The following is a 19,857-nucleotide window of genomic DNA, read 5'->3' as shown; positions in this document are numbered from 1 at the left end:
GGCCGATGGAGTACGTCACAGTCGAAGCGCAGGCCGGTGACCTGTCAGGGGTCTTGGACCCGGCCGCCTATCTGGAGTACCTGCCCTCGATCTCGGGTGATCTGCCACCCGGTGCCCGGGCCTTCGCCACCGACAGCGACCACTACGACTTCCTCAGCAGGCGATGCGTGAAAGATCTGACGCTTCAGGCCGTCCGGGGCGTCGGCAAGGAGGAGATGGAGGTCGAGTTCCGGCACAACTGCTGGAAGCACGATCAAGACCTGATCATCCATTACACAGGAGTGTCCCGCTCCGTCATCGATCCCGTCGACGCCGCACGGACGGACCTCGGAACCGTGATTCTCGACGAGATCCTGCCGCACAGAGACGGCTGCAGCCACGAGATCGCGTGCTGGGACGGCACGCTCACCGTCGTCTGCCGTGACCTCCGGGCAACCTGGACCGAGACCGACTGCTCGAGCCGGCCGCAGGCACGACATCCTGGGACGTCGTTGAGCGGCTGGCGCCGGCCGAGCGGTGTGAACGTTCCGGTGGGTCGTACCGAGGCACCCTCGTGATCTCAGGGCGGTGGCCGACGCCGCCGTCGTGACCGGGGGTACTCGCCGGACCACGTACGTGACCACCTCGGGCAGGGCCTGTCGCCGGTCAGTTCGACCGCCGTCATGCGCATGCGCTCGCGAGACACCTGCCGCTCGAGCGACAGGCCCCCACCTTGCGGATACCTCGCACATTCGGCATGCCGCAGCGACAACACCTGTCAGCCCGCAACGACATCGCGACTACCAACTCAGCAGATCCGCTCGACGTACGGAGCCCGCCATGCCGGCGAAGGGTCTGCTCCTAGCTCCGTCCAGTATTCGCGGCCCTCGGTGACCAGCCCGTTCTGCACAGTCCAGAAGGACGCCACCCGGTGTATGCCCATCGTGTCGTGAGGAACCTCGACCTCGGAAACGACTTCACTCCCGGACGCCAGGATACGAAGGACCTTGATCGACCATCCCTCCGGATACTCCGCGTTGATACGTACGTAGTTCTCCCGGCCACGGATGCGTTCACCGCTCACCGGCCATTCCACGACTACGTCGTCCGCCAGCAGCTCGCCGACGCCCGCCCAGTCCCGGGCCTGCATGTGGTCCCAAAGCATCTGAATGGTCTTTGAAGGCTCCATGACCACATCCTGCCCGACGCCACTGACAGCCGCTCTGGTCTCCCGCAACGGCACCGGCATCGGTCCTGGGCGACGGCCTGATTCGGTTCCTGCCAGGTCCCCCTCCCCGCGAGCTGCAACAGATCCCGTTGTCGGCGTTCGCTTGAAAGTGCAGGGCGGTACGCGGCAACGTGGTCACCCCTGCCGTGCGACGCAGGGTCCCAGCGGCCGACCGACAGCTTGAGCCATCCGCCCGCCGACGGCTTGCCGGGCGTCCGTAGACTCGCGCGCCATGGAAGAGATGTTCGAGCTGGGGGCCATCAGTTGCCCGTCCGGCACCCTAGTGATCATCGACGGTGGCTACCTGGGGCTGTGGAGCGGAGACCGGTCGCCGGCAGACATCGATCCGGCCTCCCTGGGCATCGAAGACCCTGCGATGGCCGTCGACGTCACGAGCGCCATTGACTTCGTGGTCACCGGGCCGGACGCCTCCGAAGCAGTGAGGACCTTTGACAGGCAGCCAGGCTCCAGGCTCCATGACATCCCGGCCTCGAAGGCCGCCGAATTCGAGGCGACTTTCGATGCTCACTGCCGATCCGCCGGCCTGGACGCGCGACTGGAGCCCCTGCCGGTACGGGAGGCCCATGCCCACAGGGCCCATCGGACAGCCGAAGAGGGCGGTGGCAGCTTTTCGATGTTCGGGGTGCCCGTCGTTGTGGTGGGTGGCGTACCCAGAAGTCGGCACCTGCCCGTGCTGGCTACACGGGTCGACCACGGCGACGGTGTCGGGGCGCGCTGGTCCGAGATCTCGGTCCGGATGAACGAGGGCCACGTCGCGTCATCGGTTTCCATGGGTGACATAGGGGTGGACTGGGCACGCGTGCTTTTCGGCGATGTCGACGCCCTGAACACCTGGCAGCACGACGAGCCGGTGGACGGCTTGGCCGACGTGGCGTTCTGGGGTGCCGCGGCGGACGAGGCCGCCGCGACGTTTGCCGCACCCGAACTGGGAGAGCCCGGCGAGGACGGTGTTCGCGGGTGGACTGCCCTGCCGGTCGCGGAGGCCGTGGACAGAGCGCGTGCTCTGTCCAGATGGAAGGACGAGACCGGACGACGCATGGCGGTGGACTTCCGACCCCACTCCCATCACTGGCAGATCATGCGCGAGGTACGTGCTTCGCAGGTCGAAGCCGGATCCGTGGAACTTGGTGACGCCCGAGTGCTGTGCGCAATGACGAGCTGGGGCGACGGCTTCTTCCCGGTGATCGCCGATCTGGATTCGTCGGGTGACCTGCTCGCAGTGCGAGTGCGCTTCTCCCACACCCCCTGAACATTCCGCCCAGAGCGCGTGGGACGGGTGTGGCGCTTGCTGAGCGTTCGGGCGCCCATGAAGTTGAGTTCGGGGAGACGGGGCCCGCGGGCGGACTTCGTTGGTCCATGTGCGGCCCCGGTCCTCTGTCGCCGACCCACGGTGGACAGTAGCCGCGCGGGACGCCGTCCACCGTGCTCGTGGGCCTCGCGCAGCCGCTCGCGCTCGCCGAGAGCCTCCGTTTCCAGCGCGCAGCAGCGCCTTCCGAGTCCCCGTCCGCCTCGTGGCGGCCAGGAACAGAGCGTCGAGCGTGACCGGGACCAGTCGGGCCGCTCCGCCGGATTCGTCCTGTGACCGCACGGACCCGTTCGGAGCCGTGATCACGTGGCTGGGAAAGGATTGGACGGGTGGTGCTCGGGCTTGTAGCTTGCACTGGACCGCGACACCACCCGAGGAGGTGAGACCCATGAACGCAGTATCGACGTGGGTGCTCCCCCCTTCCCGTCACGGCCGGCGACTGACGTAGGTGTCGCCGGGAGCGCCTCCACAACAAGGCACTCCCGAAAGGCAACACCCATGGACTCTTCGCAGTTCACCACCGAGCCGTCGTCGAACGACACGGTCGAGTGCGACTTCACCGTCGGCGACCTCCCCGGACTCCGGTCGTCGGCCTCCGGCGCCGATCGCGCGCCCCTCATGTTCGACGTGATCATTGCCGGGTGCGGACCGACTGGCGCCGTGCTGGCCGCCGAACTGCGGCTGCACGACGTGCGGGTACTCGTTCTGGAGAAGGAAACCGAGCCCGCGTCGTTCGTCCGCATCGTCGGTCTGCACATTCGCAGTCTCGAGCTGATGGCAATGCGCGGCCTGCTGGATCGCATGCGCGAACACGGAAGACAGCGTCCGGCCCGCGGATTCTTCGCCGCCATCGACAAACCCGCGCCCCAGGGCCTGGATTCCGCGCACGCCTATCTGCTGGGCATCCCGCAGCCGGTCATCGTTCGCCTGCTCGAAGAACATGCGACCCAACTGGGTGCGCAGGTCCGGCGTGGTTGTGCGGTGGCCGATCTCGAGCAGGACGACGAGGGTGTGACCGTCAGGCTGGCCGACGGCGAACAGTTGCGTTCGCGCTATCTCGTCGGCTGTGACGGCGGGCGCAGCACGGTGCGCAGACTGCTCGGCGTCGGCTTCCCCGGTGAGCCCTCGCGGACCGAGACGCTGATGGGCGAGATGGAAGTGGGCGTGCCGCAGGAGGAGATCGCCGCCAAGGTGACCGAGATCGGCAAGACCAATAGGCGATTCTGGCTCAGGCCCTTCGGCGAAGGGGCATATAGCGTCGTCGTCCCCGCCGCGGGAGTCAGCGATCGCGCCGAACCTCCCACCCTCGACGATTTCAAACAACAGCTGCGCACCATCGCCGGAACGGATTTCGGCGTGCACTCCCCGCGCTGGTTGTCCCGCTTCGGGGACGCCACCCGGCTGGCCGAACGCTATAGGGTCGGGCGGGTGCTGCTGGCCGGCGATGCGGCACACATCCATCCACCCACCGGCGGACAGGGCCTCAACCTGGGAGTCCAGGACGCATTCAACCTCGGCTGGAAACTGGCCGCACAGGTCCGTGGCTGGGCGCCGAGGACACTGCTGGACACCTACCAGTCCGAACGCCACCCGGTCGCCGAGGACGTGCTGGACAACACCCGCGCCCAGATGGAACTGCACTCCACCGAACCGGGCCCGCAGGCCGTGCGCAGGCTGCTCACCGAACTGATGGACTTCGACGAGGTGAACCACCATCTCATCGAGAAGATCACCGCGATCGGCATCCGCTACGACTTCGGTGAAGGTCCCGACCTGCTCGGCCGCCGCCTGCCCGACATCGACGTGAGACGCGGCCACCTCTACGGTCTTCTGCATCGCGGCCGCGGCCTGCTGCTGGACCGCACCGAACGCCTGACCGTCGGCGCCTGGTCGGACCGGGTCGATCACCTCGCGGACCCCACCGCGGCACTGGACGTTCCCTGCGTCCTGCTGCGCCCCGACGGCCACGTCGCCTGGATCGGTGACGATCAGCAGGACCTGGACCACCACCTCGCCCGCTGGTTCGGCGAGCCCGCCAACATCTCGCCCGAGCAACCGAAAAGGCCCGTACGGAGGATCGGAACGGGACGTAGCGACTGACCATCGGAAGGCTGGAGGCAGCGTCAGCCGTGGTGCTCCGGCCAGGGTCGGCCTGCGAGGAGGGCACCATCGCGAGGGCAGTTGCCACGCTGCCGGCCCCGCGGGGTCCTCCGCGTTGGGTCCCGCGCGGTCCTCCGCGTTGCAGATCTCCTGACGCGGTGCTGAACCGGATCCGGCCGCTGCTGGTCGACGGCGATGTCGCCGTCGTCGCGCATGGTCATCTGGCGCGCGTGCTGACCGTGCGCGGGCTCGGCCTCGACGCGTCCGCCAGCGGTGTGCTCGGCCCCACATCCAGGCACGCTCAGCTTCTTGGCCACCGAGGACGAGCAGCCGTTCATCGCCGCCTGGAATGTCCCGTAGCGGCAGCCCGCTGCCTCACGCCTGCCGCGAGAGGCGCGCCCCTCCAGGGCCTGACGGGCCCTGGAGGAGCTTTCCGGGATTCAGGGGCCGCGCACAAGAGGGGCCGGAATCATGGGGCACCTTCACTCAGGACGTGCCGGATCCCTCCCGGGCCGGGCCGGGCCGTGTCGGTCGCTCATCGTGGTGCTGCCGGTTCAGGGGCGCACATCGACGTAGTCGCCGGTGGCCTTGGCCGGACCGGTGGTGCTGGTGCCGGTGAAGTTCCACCGCCAGTAGCCGTCCTTGACAGCCTTGACCGTGGTGCGAAGGGAGCCGGTGCTGCCTCGGCCGCGGGTGGTGTGAGTAGGTAGCACCGTCCGTCACGCAGCAGGGCTCGCAGGACGTCGACCCGCCGACGGGCCAGAGCCAGCGCGGCTTGGACGTGCCACTGAGCCACAATCCCTTGTTCGGGCATCCTGCGGCCGTCACCCATGCGGAGAGCGTCCCGTGAACCGCGGATACGACGACGCAGGGTGTGCGCCTGTGACTGTCTGCTCGCCTGTCTCTGCTCGCCCTTGCCCCCTTTCGCTCACCCCTTCGGCGAAGACGGCGTTTGTGCTATCCAGGAGGTGTGCGGTACGGGCTCTCGGGGCTCCATCGCACGGACTCGGGAATGCCTCTCCGGCGTGTGCCGGAGTCAGCGAGCTGAGTGACCTGCATGGACTCCACATCCTCCGCTTCGTCTGCCTCACCGTTCGACATGGTCAGCGGTGCCCTGGCGGACTACCTGCGCGAGGCCGGATCCACGGCGGCCAAGGGTCCCGCCGCCACGCAGAGCGCCCCCGGTGCCCGTCGGCCCGCAGGTGAGAGCCCGGAAAACGGAGGCCAGGAACAGATCCTCGGGGTGGTCAACCTCGACCGGGATCTGAAAGTCACCAGCTGCAATTTGGACGCTGCTCCTTTCGCAGGAGTGCACGTCGCGCCGAAGGCGGATTTCGTCGAACTGTTGCCTCCCGGGGACGTACCGACGGTCACGCAGCGGTTGCGGAAGGTTCTCGAGACGCAGGAGCCGCACGTCGCCCGGGTCCAGCGCTTGCGGCGGGACGACGGCACAGAGCTGGTGGTCTCGATGAGCATCCTGCCGGCCGCGGCACCGGGGGGAGGTCTGACGGTCTCCCTGATCGCCATGGCCAAGCGGCTGCACCTCTACGCCTCCGCGACCGCGATCGGGACGTCACTGGACATCGGCGAGACCGCGCAGTCCCTGGCCCAGTCGCTGCTGGCCTGGGGAGACGTGGCCGCCGTCGACCTCGATTTCGCCGTGTGGACGGGAGAGGCCGTCACCGGGCACGCGCAGGAGCGCATCCGGCTCCGGCGGGCGGCTCTGGTGCCGGACCGCGCCTGGCCCGAGGGATATCTGACGTGCGGCGACGACCTTCCCCGCGAGGCCAGCCGCCTGCTGGTCGGCGCGGTCACGCGCGACGATGTGCCGCAGGCCATCGTCATTCCCGACCGTGAGGCGATCGAGCGGGTACTCAGCGATCCACGGTTGGCACGTGCCTTGGTGCCTGGTGACCGACCGGCGAGCGTCGCCTGCATACCGCTGGTCGTGGACGGGCCGGAAGGCACGCCGGGGCCCATCGTGCTGGGAGTGGCGGAAGTCTGGCGGAGGCCGGAGCGGCTCTTCCGCGACAGCGAACTGCTCGACCTGCAAGAGCTCGTGGCCAAAACCGCGCGTCACGTGGACCTGGCCCGCCAGCATCAGCGTGAGCACGCCCAGGTCCTGGCATTGCAGCGCCGGCTGCTGCCACGGCCCGGCAGCGACACCATCGAGGTCGCCAGCGTCTACCAGCCCACCACTCCTGACAGTGCGGGCGTCGGCGGTGACTGGGTGAACAGCTTCCCGCTGCCGTGCGACCGGACCGCGCTGGTGGTCGGTGACGTCGTAGGGCATGGCCTGGGGGCCACGGCCGCCATGGGCCAGTTGAGCGTGGAGGCCCGGGCACTGCTGTCGGCGGGGCTTGGCCCCGGGGAGGTACTGGAGCGTCTGGACGAGACGGTCACGCTCCTGGACGACTCGGACGCGGGCCTTGCGGCCGGCTACAGCGCGCTGGGCTCGACCTGCTGCATCGCCGTCTACGACCCGATCGACCACCGGATCGTGATGTCCAACGCGGGCCACCTGCCCCCGGTCCTCGTCCATCCCGATGGGTCCGCCGTGACCATCACCACGCAGCCTCACCCGGGGCTGGGAACCGAGTTCGCCGTGCGGGAGCCGTTCGACGTGCAGGAGTTCGCCGCGCCGCCCGGCTCGCTTCTCGCCCTCTACACCGATGGTCTGGTGGAGCATCAGGAGGCCTCCATCGACGACGGCATCAGTCGTCTGACGGACATGGTGCGTGCGGTGCATCCCTGGGACGATCTGCAGCAGACCGCGCGTCGCATGGTCGCCGACCTGCCCCCGCGGGGGCGCATGCGCGACGACGTGACGCTGCTGCTCGCCCGTATGGCCGGCCGGCGCAGCCGGGACGCGGCGACCTGGCAGCTTCCCGCCGCCGACGACACCGCTGCACGCGCCCGCACCCTGGCCCTTTCTCTCCTACGGCGATGGCGGGTCGGCGACCAGGCCCGGGACAGTGCGCTGCTGGTGATCAGCGAACTGGTCACCAACGCCGTCCTCTTCGGCACCGGGCCCGTCACGGTGCGGCTGGTGAAAGCCGGCGGCCGCCTGACATGCGAGGTCGGCGACACCGGCAACGGCCGACCGCGGCTGCGCCGCAGTGGTGCGCTCGACGACAGCGGGCGCGGCCTGCAGGTCGTCCACAAGCTCACCGCCCGCTGGGGAGTGCGGTGGACCGAAACCGGCAAGGCCGTCTGGGCGGAACTGGACGTCTAGCGCACATGCGGAGACGAGCGTGGCGCGCTTCGGCCACGTGAGGGGGCGGACGTCAGAGCCACTCGCCCTCCACGGCCGTGGCCGTCAGCCCGGGCGCGGCCGCGTACAGCACGGTGCGACTGCCTGATTTCTGGCCGGCGTCGTACGCGCGCCGCAGGATGTCGAGCACGGCCGCACCGCCGCGGTTGCCGGTCGTGTAGCTGTCCCGACTGTAGTCAAGAAGCCCCGTCGGCCACCCGTCGGGCATCGTCTGTTCCATGTACTCCATCACCCGGGTCCCACCGGGGTGCGCGAGCAGCAGTTCAGGGTGCCAGGGGTGCTCGTCGTCCTGGTGGCGCATGCGCAGCCACTCCCACATCGCAGTGACCGTCTCCTGTACGGCGCGCGGTCCACGGCGGTCCATCACGAAGTGTGTGCCGTCGGACCGAGTGTCCAGCCGGTGCAGGTCCGTGGTTCCGGGCAGGGTGTGGTGCCAGGCGGCGTCCAGTCGCAGAATCGATTCCGTCCTGGGGCGGCCGGTGACCACCGTGGCCACGGCGGTGTCCGCGAACAGCAGCCGGACGATGAGGGATTCCAGCGTGTCGTCGGCGGGCTGGTAGGTGGTGCTGAGCGCCTCCGATATCACCACCAACACCACCCGGCCGGGGTCCACGGCGACCAGATCGGTCGCCAGCGCCAACGACCGGGTCCCGGCGATGCAGGCCCATTGGCTGGCCGGCAGCAGCAGCACGTCGCCACGCAGCGGAAGGAGGTTGAGCAGGGACAGGTCCAGCCCCGGCAGGGCCGGGGTGGTGGAGTGACTGGTGATCAGACAGTCGACGTCGGCGGTATCCAGCCCGGCGATCCCAAGAGCCTCACGGGCTGCGCGCTCCGCGTACGTCTGCACGGCCGCCCAGGCCGGCGCGGTGCGCTCCTGGATCGTCTGCGGCGCTGGTATCGCCTCCAGGGCGGCGATCGCCCGCTCCACGTGCCGGTCGCTCAACCCGCCACGGATCAGAGCTTCACGAGCCGGACCAATGCCCGGAGTTCGCAGGCCGCTTCCACTGCTGGGGGCGACAGCCGTATTCAACGGCAGCATCCACCCCCGAGAGGAGATCCCCGTACTCGCGGCGATGCCGTCGATCCGCGGCAGCCACGGCGCCTGCGGATGCCGACTGCGCACCTCCGCAAGGATCTGGTCGGTCTGCACGGAATGTTCGCCGTGTACTACGGCGGGAGGAGACAGGTAGGCGCCCACAACACGCCCCTTTCTTCGCACTTCTTGACGGCGCGAAACGGCCGAAACCTGCCCGAATCGGCAGACCAGGGTCAAGACGCCGCACTAGCACTGTACTTCGCAACGACTGCACAGTGGCCATAGCGAACGAGGAAGCCGTGAAAGCCGGGTGCACGGCCACGCAGGGGCCAGGCCCGCCGGCTGGTCATCCTCGGCGATGTGCGACCGCGTATCCCAGACCGGTGTCGCGCAGGGCGAATTGGTCACTACTGCACTCGGACAGCCTCGACGCCCTGCACAGGCGTCAAATTGCCGTCGTCCCCGGGGCCGTCGTCGTCGCGGTGCCGATGAGGCCGCGGCCGCCCCGTACACGGTGCGTGGACGTTGCAGGTACGGCCGCCATGCGGCAGCGTGCGACACGGAACTCCCGGGCGGCCAGCCCGATCCCGCCCACTTTCAGGGCCGCGGAGACGGCTTGCGGAGTCCGGGCAGCGACAGAGATGTCGGGGGAGTGCTGCACAGGACGGTCGCCGGAAGTGCTTCAAACGCTCGCGAGGAGCGAATTCGACGGAGAAGGGACGCTTGCACCGAAACCCTCAACTCCGTGACAGGGCCCTCACTTGGCATTCGGCGCCTCCGTGTTCATCCCCCCTGCAGCGTCGCGCGGCCCCCCACTCCTGTCCAGGGCCGCACCGGCTCGGCTCCGATGAGCGCGAAAACGGCGCAGGTACGACCGTGCCATGGGTCCCGGCGGCACACCTCGGGCGAACGCCAGCATGTTGCGTTCACCCGCGTTGTAGCCCAGGGCCAGCAGTTCATCGCGGTCAAGACGGCGAACGTGCCGCTCGGGGAGATTCCGGTCGAGGTCCTTCAAATGAAGGGCCGCGGCATGGATGGCGAAAGCAGGGTCGTCACGAAGATCGTGCCACCGCTTGGACAGCCCGTACCTGCGCCGGACCTGCTCGAACGTGGCACGGTGCATGTTGGCCACCCCGAACGACGCCCCGGGTTTCCACCACTGCCACAACCGCTCCAGCAGCGGGTGGTGCGGCTTGTACGCCTCGTTGTGCAGCACCGTCATCACGAGCAGGGGCGACACGCCGGCCACCTCCGCACTGCGCACCACGCATCCGGCGTAGTGGGCCGGGTCATAATCACCGGGCCGCAATGACGGAGTCTGGACCTCACCGTCATCCAGCACATCCAACTCCGGCCGCGGCACCGCCGCCGATGGATCAGCCATCCCCGCCCCTCCACTCTTCCGCCGACCGCCCTCGCTCGGACGGCGAACCGTCCACGATTTCGTACTGCACGTGCCCGCGCGGCCCGCACTCAATCCAGGGCCTGGCCACACGCCATGCATCCCCGCGGGCCCACTGGATCGGTGTGCGGCCGCTTCGAAGTCCGGGAAGAGGGAGTGCGCGTCGTCGACCGGAATCGCGCCGATGGCATGCGCGGTCCTGGCAGTGTCCGTGACCGCATGGCCGGAGCCAGAAGCAGTATCGGCCACAATGGCGGTCACCATGGACAACAGGACCCCACAGCCGGCGTGGCGATTCGCCCTGCCCTGGGCCGAACTCGACGTGTTCACGCGCGGCCCCGTCCCTGCGGCGTTGCAACCCACAGCCGCGGTCCTCGCCCATCTCGAGGACCGCTTCCGTCCGGCTGTGCTCCGGCCTCGCCGAGGGCCAGAGGGCGCCTACGCGGCGGTCTGGCCTGCGAACCGACCGATCCCGGAGTTCGCCGGGAACTTGGACCCAGCCCTACAGGCCCTGCGAGACGTAGTCCTCGCAGAGATCCGCGCCCTGACCTGTCACGTCTGCACAGTACGTTTCCAAGGCCTCTACCCAGACCCCGGCATCCCCTTTTTCGGCCGCCAACTCGCAGCACACCACCTGATCAACGGGTGCCCCACGTGCGGCAGCGACTTCGCAACCTCCCGGATCCAGGCACTCGCCCTGCTGACGCCTCACTGACAGCCCACCGTCACGATCCGGCACTCCTGATAGGGCACAACCGATGACCCCACCGCTTCGAGCCCCTGGCCGTCCAACTGGCCGCATGGCCCCACGATCGTCGCTCGCCGTGGTCCTGAGCCGCAGTGATGCTGGAGCCTCGGCAGGTTCAATCGAAGATCATGAACGGCCCGTCCAACCGGCCTGCCGGGTTACCAGGGGATGATGGCGAGGGCTTCTACCTCCAGCAGGAGCTCAGGCCGGTACAGGGCGGCCACCTGCACCGCGGTACTGGCAGGCGGGCGGGCGGTGTCGATGTGCGCGTCGCGGGCGGCCCGTACCTCCGGGAGTATGGCGACGTCGGTGACGTAGAAGGTGAGCTTGGCGACGTCGGCGAACGTTGCGTCGCCTGCCGCCAGGCACCGCTGCATGTTCTCGAAGACCTGACGGGCCTGGGCGGCGGCGTCACCCTTCCCGACCACATTTCCCTTTTCGTCCAGCGCGACCTGCCCGGAGATGACGACCAGCCGGCCTTCGCCCACAACGACATGGCTGTAGCCGTTCCCTGGAGCGACACCGTCTGGCGGTATGTGGGTGAGCATGGTCTCTTCCGACTCGTCTGACACAGGTGACCTCCACGAACGACAAGTGACGGGGCAAAGGTATACGGCGCCAACTCTGTCCGTTCCGAGACACGTTGGGGCACGGGTCCGAACCACGCCGCGTCTCAGCTGCACCTACCGGTGCGCCGCAAGTTTCGGTAAGTGGTGATCTTCGAGCAAAGCCGCCTCTCACCCAGACATCGCCGCGGCTCGGCGGTGCGGCACGCGACATCGCGCGACGAAGTCTCAGTAACCGCCGACATGACCGAGACCCCCGTGCCGGCACACGGGCCTCGCCGACCTACGGACCGTCTATGAGCTGATGCCGTAGTGGCTGCCGAGGGGCGGTCAACTGCGGTCGTCCATGGCGCGGGCCTGGTCGCACTGCGTCAGCGGCTCTGGCTATCGTCCATGTCATGGCCTCAAACGATCATCTGCTGGATCTGATCCAGAGCATGCCGGACATCCACGGGCTGCTGCGGGGGTCCTTCGAGTTCGACATCCATCGGAGGGAGTGCGGCGACGGTCTGAGGCTCGCCACGGGCGCGCCGCTGGAGCCGATCGCAGGAGATTCCACCGGCGGGGCGTATTTCCTGTGCGCCGAGGAAGGCGGTCGCCGCGCAGTGGTGTTCGCGAGTTCCGAAGGGGCGGGCGGACTGATCGCGGACGATTTGGCGAGCGCATTGGAGATCATCATCGGGCTGGGATGGCAGGACTGTCTTGGCTTCTCCGGCGGTGGCGATCTGGATGTCATGCAGGCGTCCGCCCAGCATCTTGAAAAGCATCCGGCCAGGGCCGATCCGGAGATCGCCGAAGAGCGCGCTCGCGTAGCTGCGGCTCTGTCGCTGCGTGTCCTTCCTGTCCCTGACCTCGTCATCCGCCTGCATGCGGCGGCCTCGAGGACCGAGCCGAACTACGTGGTGACCAGCGACGACGGGGATGTCTACGACCTGCCGTTCGGCGAGTACTTGGAACCGCGGCACGGTGGCTGGCGCTGAGGCGGACGGATTCCCGATCGTTTGGCCTGCCACCTACGAGAGTATCGGCTCCGCCACTCGTTCATGACTGGGCGTCGTCGGTTCACTGCACCCGTGGCCCGGTGACCAAGTGACCGTCTTCGTCGTAGGGCCATGCGTTGGCGATGCATCCGTGCAGGCCCTTGATCTGCTGCATCATCACGGGGGCCAGGTGGCCAGGGCCGGCGCAGGTCCTGTGCGTGTGGCCGAGGAAATGCCCCATCTCGTGGTTGATGATCAACGCCCGGTAATCATGGATCGGCCCGTCGAAGGTGGGCGAGCCCTTGACCCAGCGCTTGAGATTCACCACCACCCCGCCGGGGACCTCGCAGTTGTATTCGCCCTGGGTGCTCTGCTCGATGCCTGCCCAGCACAGCGCGTCCGCTGTCCCCGGAGTCGCGATCGTCACCGTGAGGTCGTGGGGCTGTCCCGCGCTCACCAGTTGGAACGAGTAGGCCGGGTTGCGGGTCCAGCCACGAGGAGCGGCAAGTATGTCGGCGATCTCGTCCGCCGATCGGGTCGGTGAGATGTCGAGGCCGGTCTCGACCTTCACCACGTACCGCAGTGGACGCGAGCCGTGACCGACCTTCGCGCCGCCGGCCTGCGCGGTGACGAACGTGCCGGCGCCCGTCGAGGGGACGTCGATCTCCGTCGGGGTCGGGGTGGGTGTCGGGGTTCGGGTCGGGGTCTTCTGGGTGGGAGGGCTTGGAGTTTGAGTCGGAGTGGCGGGTGCCATGCTCTGCGGGTGCGGCGCTCGGCTCGACGCGTCGCTTCGCCCGTCCAGGAAGAATGCGGCCGAGCCGAGCAGGCCGGTGGCCACCAGTGTGCCGGCCAGATACGTGCGCCCCCGGCGGCGTGGGCCGCCCCGACGGTGCGAGGACCGGTGACCAGCACCGCGGTGGGGGGCCGCAGCGCTGTCAGTGGTCGATGGGTGTTCCCGGTGTCGTGCCGATTGCATGACAACTCAAGCTGGTCGTGTCAGATGATCACCATGAGTTCGGAAAATCACGGAACGATAACGAGCGACGCTCGGTCGGTTCAGCGGGTTGGCCGCCCGGCGAGACGCCGATGTGACCCTTGTGTAACAGCGCCCGGGAGGGACCTTTTCACAGTCGGCAACCGCAGGTGATCTGCATAGACTGGCGAAGTGCCGCGAGTCCTTATTGTCGAAGACGACCCTGATGTCCGTACGGCCGTCCAGCTGGGGCTGCGACACCAGGGACATGAAGTCTTCGCCGCAGAGACGGGTGAAGAGGGTCTGGAGCAGCTTCACCCCTCCCACCCCGACGTCGTCGTACTCGACCTCATGCTGCCCGGAATGTCCGGGCTCGACGTATGCCGGCGGATCAGGGAGCGCGACCAGGTCCCGATCATCATGGTGACCGCCAAGGGCGACGACATCGATGTCGTCGTGGGGCTGGAGGCCGGAGCGGACGACTACGTGGTCAAGCCCGTGCGGGCCCGGGTGCTCGACGCGCGAATACGGGCCGTGCTGCGCCGGCATGACGCGACGGTGTCCGACACCGTCCGCCCCAGGACGGAATCGCACGGTGAGCTGGCCATCGACCGCGCCGGGCTCGTAGTGACACACCGAGGCCAACCCGTCGCGCTCGCCCCCTCCGAGCTTCGACTGCTGCTGACCCTGTCGGCCTCGCCCGGCCAGGTGTTCAGTCGCCAGCAGCTGCTGGAAGCAGTCTGGGAGCACAGCTACTACGGAGACATACGGCTCGTGGACGCCTGCGTGAAGCGACTGCGCAGCAAGCTCGGCGAGCCGGGCGGAGATCCCCGATACATCCAGACCGTGCGCGGCTTCGGTTACCGCTTCAACCCCTCGTGAGCGGCCAGGAATCCGCAGGGGCACGCGAACGCAAGGCCGCCGCAGCCTGGAAGCGCCCCAAGCCGACGAGGATCTGCAAAGCAGTCCTCGCCAAAGTCCCGCTGCCTCTGCGCGGCCTGCGCTCCCGTCTGGTGGTCGCCTTCGTCCTGGTCGCCGCAGCCAGTGCCCTGAGCACCGGAGCCGTCGCCTTCCGGGAAGCGCGCACGGGAGTGCTGCAGCAGAGCCAGGACTCGGTCATCCGGCAGTTCCGGACCAGCGTCGACGCCGTGGTGGCCGGCGTCCCCCCGACACCCAGCCAGAGCGACCTGCAGAACGCCGTGAATCAGGTCCTCCACGCCAACCAGTCACCAGGGCGACAGGTACTGGCCACGCACGGCAGCCTCCGCGCTTCCGCGCCGAGCGCCGACTTCGACAAGATCAGCACGGAACTGCGCCGGTCCGTGGACACCAAACGCGCCGCGGTATTCCAGCGGGTGACCGCCGACGGGCACCCCTACCTCGTCGTCGGAATGCCGATCACCTACACCGACGGCCAAGGCACACAGACCAGGCTCTCAGGGACCGTGATGTACCTGGTCGTGCCACAGAACACCGAACAGGCCTATGTCGAGGCGATGGTCAGCGCCATAGAGCACGCCACCCTGGTGGCACTCGGCCTCGCCGTCGTGCTGGCACTGCTGGCCGCAAGAGGCGTACTACGCCCCGTACGGGCTTTGCGCCGCGCGACACGTCGGATGGCCGAGGGACATCTCGACGTCCGACTGGCCGTCAACGGCTCCGACGAACTGGCCGACCTCTCGCAATCCTTCAACCACATGGCGACAGCCCTGGAGGACTCGGTCGCGGAGTTGCGCCGCCTGGAAGCCCAGGCCCGCCGCTTCGTCTCGGACGTCTCCCACGAACTGCGGACACCGCTGGCGGCGATGTCAGCAGTCACCGATGTGCTGGACGAGAACGCGCCGCACTTGAACCGCGACACCGGTGAGGCACTGCGGCTCATCAGCGAGGGGAGCAATCGGCTGAGCGGCCTGGTCAACGACCTGATGGAGATCTCTCGCTTCGACGCGGGGGCGGCCGAACTCAGCCTCGACGACGTCGACCTGGCCGAATGCGCACAGCGCACCCTCGCCGCTCGGGGGTGGCAGGGCCAAGTGGAGACCCACCTGCCCCGGCCGGGCGTGCTCCGCGCGCGAGTGGACCCGCGTCGTTTCGACGTGGTGATCGCCAATCTGGTCGGCAACGCGCTGCGGCACGGGGCGCCGCCCGTGCGGCTGGCCATGGACGTGAGAGAGGAGCGGCCGGATGCGGCTTGGGCAGTCATCGAGGTGACCGACAACGGACCCGGCATCGGCGAGGAAGCCATGCCACACATCTTCGAGCGCTTCTACAAGGCGAGCACCACACGGACCAGAAGCGAGAGCAGCGGACTGGGCCTGGCCATCACCGCCGAGAACGTGCACCTGCACGGCGGACGCATCAGCGCCGCCAACCTCGCCGGATGTGGAGCGGCGTTCACGGTCGAACTCCCTCTGCACCGCGACATCGCAGCCGTCGACGACTCCACCGGGGGTGCCTGGTGAAGGGTTCGCGTATGACGGCGCTGTTGGTCGGGTTCGCGACCGCGCTCGCGCTGTCGGCGTGCGGCGTCCCCTCGTCCGACGTCATCGAGGCCGGCGAACCGGCGAGCGGCATGTTCCCCGGTTCACAGTACTCGGTGCCGGTCGTCGTCTCCCTCTATTTCCTGGACGACGGGGCCCTCAAGGCTTATCCCCGTAAGATGCGCGGTCCTGTGGACCTCGGGACCGCGGTGCGCCGGCTGTTCGATGGACCGACGAAGAGCGAGTCCGTGACGGCCACCACACAGCTGCCCCGCCTGACGGATACGTCGGATGTAACGGTCGGCGGTGGCAACGGCGTTTCCATCAAGCTCCCCGACGACGTGGCCCCCCTCAGCCGTCCGGCCGTGCTGCAGTTGGCGTGCACGGTGGCTCAGGTGAGGGGCACTTTCGCCAAGCTGCCCGCGGACACGAATCGGGACGGCGCCCTCGCATCCACGAGCGTCCATGTACTCGGGGACGGATGGACGAGGACACAGTCGGCCGACTCGTGTCCCGAACCTTGGCAGCTGTAGAAGATCCCGAGCACGGCCCCGGTACTGGCAGCGTCCACAACGCAGCGGCTCGCCGCAGCGGCCTGGTGTGGCCTACGTCGAGGTTCGTGTCGCGAAGGGCCTCTTTGAGGTCTGTCTCCAGATGTCAGCGAAGCTGTCCCGCCATCGGGCTGGGCCCCGGCAACCCGTCTCGCCCTCGGGCGGTCTGGTGTGCGGTGTGTGGTCTCGAGTCCTTCGGCCCATTGTCGGTGTGGACGGATACGGTGCGACCGGCATCAGATGCAGGGCGTGCCAGGGTAGGGGCATGAGTCTGAAGACACGTCCCGAAATCCTGCGCTACACCGCCTTCACCACCGACCCCGCCGGTGGCAACCCAGCCGGCGTCGTACTCGACGCGGCCGCACTGGACGATGCCGCCATGCTCGCGACCTCCGCCCAAGTCGGCTACTCGGAGACCGCGTTCGTCACGGCCGCGGACCACGCGGCGCGTCGGTTCCGGGTGCGCTACTTCAGCCCGCTTGCCGAGGTCGCCTTCTGCGGCCACGCGACCGTCGCCACCGCGGTGGCCCTGGCAGAGCGGGTCGGCCCCGGCCCGCTCGTCTTCGACACGCCGGTGGGTGAGATCGCGCTGGACACCTCTGCAGAGCCCGGAGACTCCGTCACGGCGACGCTCACCAGCGTCCCCACCCGCTCCCGACCGGCGAGCGACGAGGAGGTGAACGCCTCGCTTGCGGCCCTGCACTGGTCCCCGGAAGACCTTGACCCGGCACTCCCACCGCACGTCGCCTTCGGCGGAAACGAGCACCTGGTTCTGGCCGTTTCCACCCGGGAGCGTCTCGCGGCCCTCGACTACGACTTCGACGCTCTGGCCGAGGTGATGCACCGTCATGGCTGGACCACGCTCCAACTGGTCTGGCGTGAGGCCCAGGAGCTCTTCCACGCCCGTGACCCCTTCCCGATCGGCGGCGTTGTCGAGGACCCGGCCACCGGCGCCGCGGCCGCCGCCCTCGGCGGCTACCTGCGCGCCCTCGGCGCCCTCCCGCCCTCCGGTGCCTTCACCATCCGCCAGGGAGAGGATCTCGGTCGGTCCAGCCTGCTCCGGGTGGAGGCATCCACCACGGACCCGCGCGTGCGGGTGAGCGGGCAGGCGGTGGCGATTGCCTGAGCGGGCCGATGGACATGGCCTCTCGGAGCACCGGCGCATGACGGCAGGCTGCCCAACGACCACGTCGGCACGACGTCACACCTCGGCCAGGGCCGCGACGGTGAGCACTCTGAAGTCCGCGACATCAAGTGCCGTGCTGTCCACAGGCGTTGTCGGCATCCACGGGGCGCCGGACGTCTCTGCGCGCGCTGTTCTCGTCAACGACACCTGAAGCCACCGGACATGCAGGCCTCTGCGCTCCATGCCCATCCGAAACGGCCATCGGCAGGGAGCGGTCGGCGAAGGAGCTGGCCGATTCCGCCTTGACCCTGGTCCCTATGGGCGGCAGTCAAGGCGATCGTCCGGGACGGAGGCTGCCGAATGCCGGTTCTGCAGGAAGGAAGCTGATCGGAAGCCGGCCCGCCCCGTGCTACGGCGAGGTGGGCAGGTGCGGGGAGCGGAGCACGAGCAGGGTGATCTCGCTGGGGGCGAAGACGCGGAAGGGCGGACCCCAGAAGCCGGTGCCACGGCTGGTGTAGAGGAGGGTGCGGGCGCCGTGTCGGCTGAGTCCGGCCACGGCGGGCTGGTCGATTCGGACCAAGTGGTGGAAGGGCCAGATCTGGCCGCCGTGGGTGTGGCCGGAGAGTTGGAGGTCGATGCCATCGGCTGCCGCCCGGTCGACGAACTTGGGCTGGTGTGCCAAGAGCAGGACGGGCAGGTCGGGGTCGGCGCCATTCAATGCTCCGGCGAGATGGGCTCGGTGGCCTGCCAGGCCCGAGGATTCGGCGGTGACGTCATCCACGCCGGCGACCACGAGCGTGTCGCCTCCGCGTTCGAGCAGCAGATGGCGGTTGCGCAGCGGCTCCCAGCCGAGCTCGCCCATCAGGTCGACCCAGCCCTGGGCCTCGCTGTAGTACTCGTGGTTGCCGGTGACGTAGACACGGGCCCGGGTGGCCCGCACGGTACCGAGCGGGACGGCCTGCGCGCGGCGGCGTTCGGCCGTGCCGTCCGCGATGTCGCCGGTGTGGCAGACCAGGTCGGCTTCCAGAGTGTTCACCGTCTCGCACACCCGTGCCGACCAGCGGGCGCGATCGAGCGGGCCGTAGTGGGTGTCGGTGATGAGGACGACGCGGACGCCGTCCAACCCGGGACCCAGGCGCGGGAGTTGCACGTCGAGTCGGCGCACGCGTGGTACGCGGCGGGCCTCGGCGTACCCCCAGCCGAGCAGTACGGCGGTTACGCCGAGGACAGCCCAGGTGACGATTCGGGCCCGGTCCTGACCCTCGCCGACGCCGGCCACGGTCAGGGCGAGCCGCAGCAGGACGCCGAGCAGAACGGACCAGGTGAACAGGATCCAGCTGGTGCCCAGCAGGGTGTCACCGACGATCGCCGCCCGGTCCTGCTGGCGCCTGCCGTGGCCGCGCACCATCGCGAGCGGCATGCCGGTGAGGCCGAGGGCGAACAGGGCGGTGGCGACCAGCGTGACGGGCAGCGGCCAGTGCTGGCCGCTGTACAGGAGCACCCAGCAGGGCACGGCCCACAGCAGGACGGGGGCGATCAGGGGGATGTAGCGCATCAGGCGGTGCAGTCGGCTCTGCCGCGGCACTCGCGCTTCACCGTCGGCGGGTCGGATGTTGCTGGTGGCGGTCACGCTTCCCCTCCCTGACCGGGCTGCCGTCTCACGCACTGTATCCGGTCGCCCTCGGGTCGGCCGGACCGGCGTTCATGGGCGCTGCACCGTGGGGGCGACAGCAGCCGATCACGGTCGGACTGAGCCTCTTCCAAAATCTGATCGCTCTGCCGCACGGTCGCGTGACAGGTGAAGTGGCTGGCCTCGTAGGGCGAGTGAGTAAAGATGTGGCTGCGCCCGACCCTGTGACGCTGTCGAAGTGGATGTGTCGCGCTGACATCTACGACGGTGTGAAACCTGGGACGAGCACGAGGAGAACGCGGAACTGCGTGCCGCGCGTCAGCGGATCAAGCGTGGACTCGCGGTGAGAGCCGCTGCTCCCAACGAGGCCGCACTCCAGCCATGGCCATCGCCGTGGTCGGCCGCACGCGGCCGGCGTCGGCCGTCGATGACAAGGTGAGTCTGCGCCCTGGCTCGC

16 protein-coding genes are annotated in these 19,857 nt (G+C 68.6%); 9 read left to right on the top strand and 7 right to left on the bottom strand.

What is annotated here, in order from left to right; all coding sequences use genetic code 11:
• The first annotated feature begins 5 nt into the window (after positions 1 to 5).
• The gene (locus H305_RS47435; protein WP_234021116.1) at positions 6 to 557 is read left to right on the top strand and encodes a hypothetical protein; all 552 of its coding nucleotides are present in this window, start codon (positions 6 to 8) and stop codon (positions 555 to 557) included.
• A gap of 230 nt (positions 558 to 787) precedes the next feature.
• On the opposite strand, the gene H305_RS0130375 is transcribed toward H305_RS47435, so the two are convergent.
• Positions 788 to 1,168 carry a nuclear transport factor 2 family protein gene (locus tag H305_RS0130375; RefSeq protein ID WP_028803774.1) on the bottom strand — a complete coding sequence of 127 codons (381 nt, stop codon included), beginning with the start codon at positions 1,166 to 1,168 and terminating at the stop codon, positions 788 to 790.
• A gap of 271 nt (positions 1,169 to 1,439) precedes the next feature.
• Between H305_RS0130375 and H305_RS0130370 the strand changes: the two genes are divergently transcribed.
• Both H305_RS0130370 and rox read left to right on the top strand, forming a co-directional pair.
• On the top strand, positions 1,440 to 2,477 hold the full coding sequence (locus tag H305_RS0130370; protein ID WP_028803773.1) for a hypothetical protein: 1,038 nt from the start codon (positions 1,440 to 1,442) through the stop codon (positions 2,475 to 2,477).
• Between the two features lie 555 nt (positions 2,478 to 3,032).
• A complete protein-coding gene (rox, locus tag H305_RS47430; protein WP_051371098.1) occupies positions 3,033 to 4,634 on the top strand; it encodes a rifampin monooxygenase in 1,602 nt (533 codons plus the stop codon).
• A 554-nt stretch (positions 4,635 to 5,188) separates the two neighbouring features.
• Here rox and H305_RS52685 read toward each other — a convergent pair.
• A complete protein-coding gene (locus H305_RS52685) occupies positions 5,189 to 5,347 on the bottom strand; it encodes a hypothetical protein (RefSeq protein WP_420708160.1) in 159 nt (52 codons plus the stop codon).
• A gap of 344 nt (positions 5,348 to 5,691) precedes the next feature.
• On the opposite strand from H305_RS52685, the gene H305_RS0130355 reads away from it, so the two are divergent.
• Positions 5,692 to 7,869, top strand: coding sequence for an ATP-binding SpoIIE family protein phosphatase (locus H305_RS0130355; protein ID WP_028803772.1), 2,178 nt, complete (start codon positions 5,692 to 5,694; stop codon positions 7,867 to 7,869).
• 52 nt (positions 7,870 to 7,921) lie between these two features.
• On the opposite strand, the gene H305_RS0130350 is transcribed toward H305_RS0130355, so the two are convergent.
• The 3 genes from H305_RS0130350 to H305_RS0130335 all read right to left on the bottom strand — a co-directional run bounded on the left by H305_RS0130350 (position 7,922) and on the right by H305_RS0130335 (position 11,642).
• On the bottom strand, positions 7,922 to 9,106 hold the full coding sequence (locus H305_RS0130350; RefSeq protein WP_028803771.1) for a polyketide synthase: 1,185 nt from the start codon (positions 9,104 to 9,106) through the stop codon (positions 7,922 to 7,924).
• Between the two features lie 595 nt (positions 9,107 to 9,701).
• Positions 9,702 to 10,328: a lytic transglycosylase domain-containing protein gene (locus H305_RS0130345; RefSeq protein WP_028803770.1), complete on the bottom strand. Its 627-nt coding sequence runs from the start codon at positions 10,326 to 10,328 to the stop codon at positions 9,702 to 9,704.
• A 924-nt stretch (positions 10,329 to 11,252) separates the two neighbouring features.
• Positions 11,253 to 11,642 (bottom strand): RidA family protein, encoded by a 390-nt coding sequence (locus H305_RS0130335; protein WP_028803768.1) that lies wholly within the window; start codon positions 11,640 to 11,642, stop codon positions 11,253 to 11,255.
• 416 nt (positions 11,643 to 12,058) lie between these two features.
• On the opposite strand from H305_RS0130335, the gene H305_RS0130330 reads away from it, so the two are divergent.
• Complete coding sequence (locus H305_RS0130330) at positions 12,059 to 12,640, top strand: hypothetical protein (protein ID WP_028803767.1); 582 nt, start codon at positions 12,059 to 12,061, stop codon at positions 12,638 to 12,640.
• Between the two features lie 82 nt (positions 12,641 to 12,722).
• Here H305_RS0130330 and H305_RS0130325 read toward each other — a convergent pair whose 3' ends face one another.
• Positions 12,723 to 13,394, bottom strand: a complete 672-nt coding sequence (locus tag H305_RS0130325; protein ID WP_234021114.1) for a DUF3152 domain-containing protein — start codon at positions 13,392 to 13,394, stop codon at positions 12,723 to 12,725.
• 411 nt (positions 13,395 to 13,805) lie between these two features.
• On the opposite strand from H305_RS0130325, the gene H305_RS0130320 reads away from it, so the two are divergent.
• The 4 genes from H305_RS0130320 to H305_RS0130305 all read left to right on the top strand — a co-directional run bounded on the left by H305_RS0130320 (position 13,806) and on the right by H305_RS0130305 (position 17,770).
• Positions 13,806 to 14,495, top strand: a complete 690-nt coding sequence (locus H305_RS0130320; RefSeq protein ID WP_028803765.1) for a response regulator transcription factor — start codon at positions 13,806 to 13,808, stop codon at positions 14,493 to 14,495.
• Positions 14,492 to 16,075 (top strand): sensor histidine kinase, encoded by a 1,584-nt coding sequence (locus H305_RS0130315; protein ID WP_028803764.1) that lies wholly within the window; start codon positions 14,492 to 14,494, stop codon positions 16,073 to 16,075. Before H305_RS0130320 ends, H305_RS0130315 begins: the two co-directional genes overlap by 4 nt.
• A gap of 11 nt (positions 16,076 to 16,086) precedes the next feature.
• Positions 16,087 to 16,626, top strand: a complete 540-nt coding sequence (locus H305_RS0130310; RefSeq protein WP_051371096.1) for a hypothetical protein — start codon at positions 16,087 to 16,089, stop codon at positions 16,624 to 16,626.
• Positions 16,627 to 16,909: 283 nt separating this feature from the next.
• Positions 16,910 to 17,770, top strand: coding sequence for a PhzF family phenazine biosynthesis isomerase (locus H305_RS0130305; protein WP_028803762.1), 861 nt, complete (start codon positions 16,910 to 16,912; stop codon positions 17,768 to 17,770).
• A 409-nt stretch (positions 17,771 to 18,179) separates the two neighbouring features.
• Here the strand turns inward: H305_RS0130305 and H305_RS0130295 are convergent, their stop codons facing one another.
• Positions 18,180 to 19,400 carry a metallophosphoesterase gene (locus H305_RS0130295; RefSeq protein ID WP_028803761.1) on the bottom strand — a complete coding sequence of 407 codons (1,221 nt, stop codon included), beginning with the start codon at positions 19,398 to 19,400 and terminating at the stop codon, positions 18,180 to 18,182.
• Between the last annotated feature and the right edge of the window lie 457 nt (positions 19,401 to 19,857).

This window comes from Streptomyces sp. 142MFCol3.1 (assembly GCF_000424945.1).
Taxonomy (GTDB): Bacteria; Actinomycetota; Actinomycetes; order Streptomycetales; family Streptomycetaceae; genus Streptomyces; species Streptomyces siamensis.
This window is presented reverse-complemented; position numbering and strand designations above follow the sequence as displayed.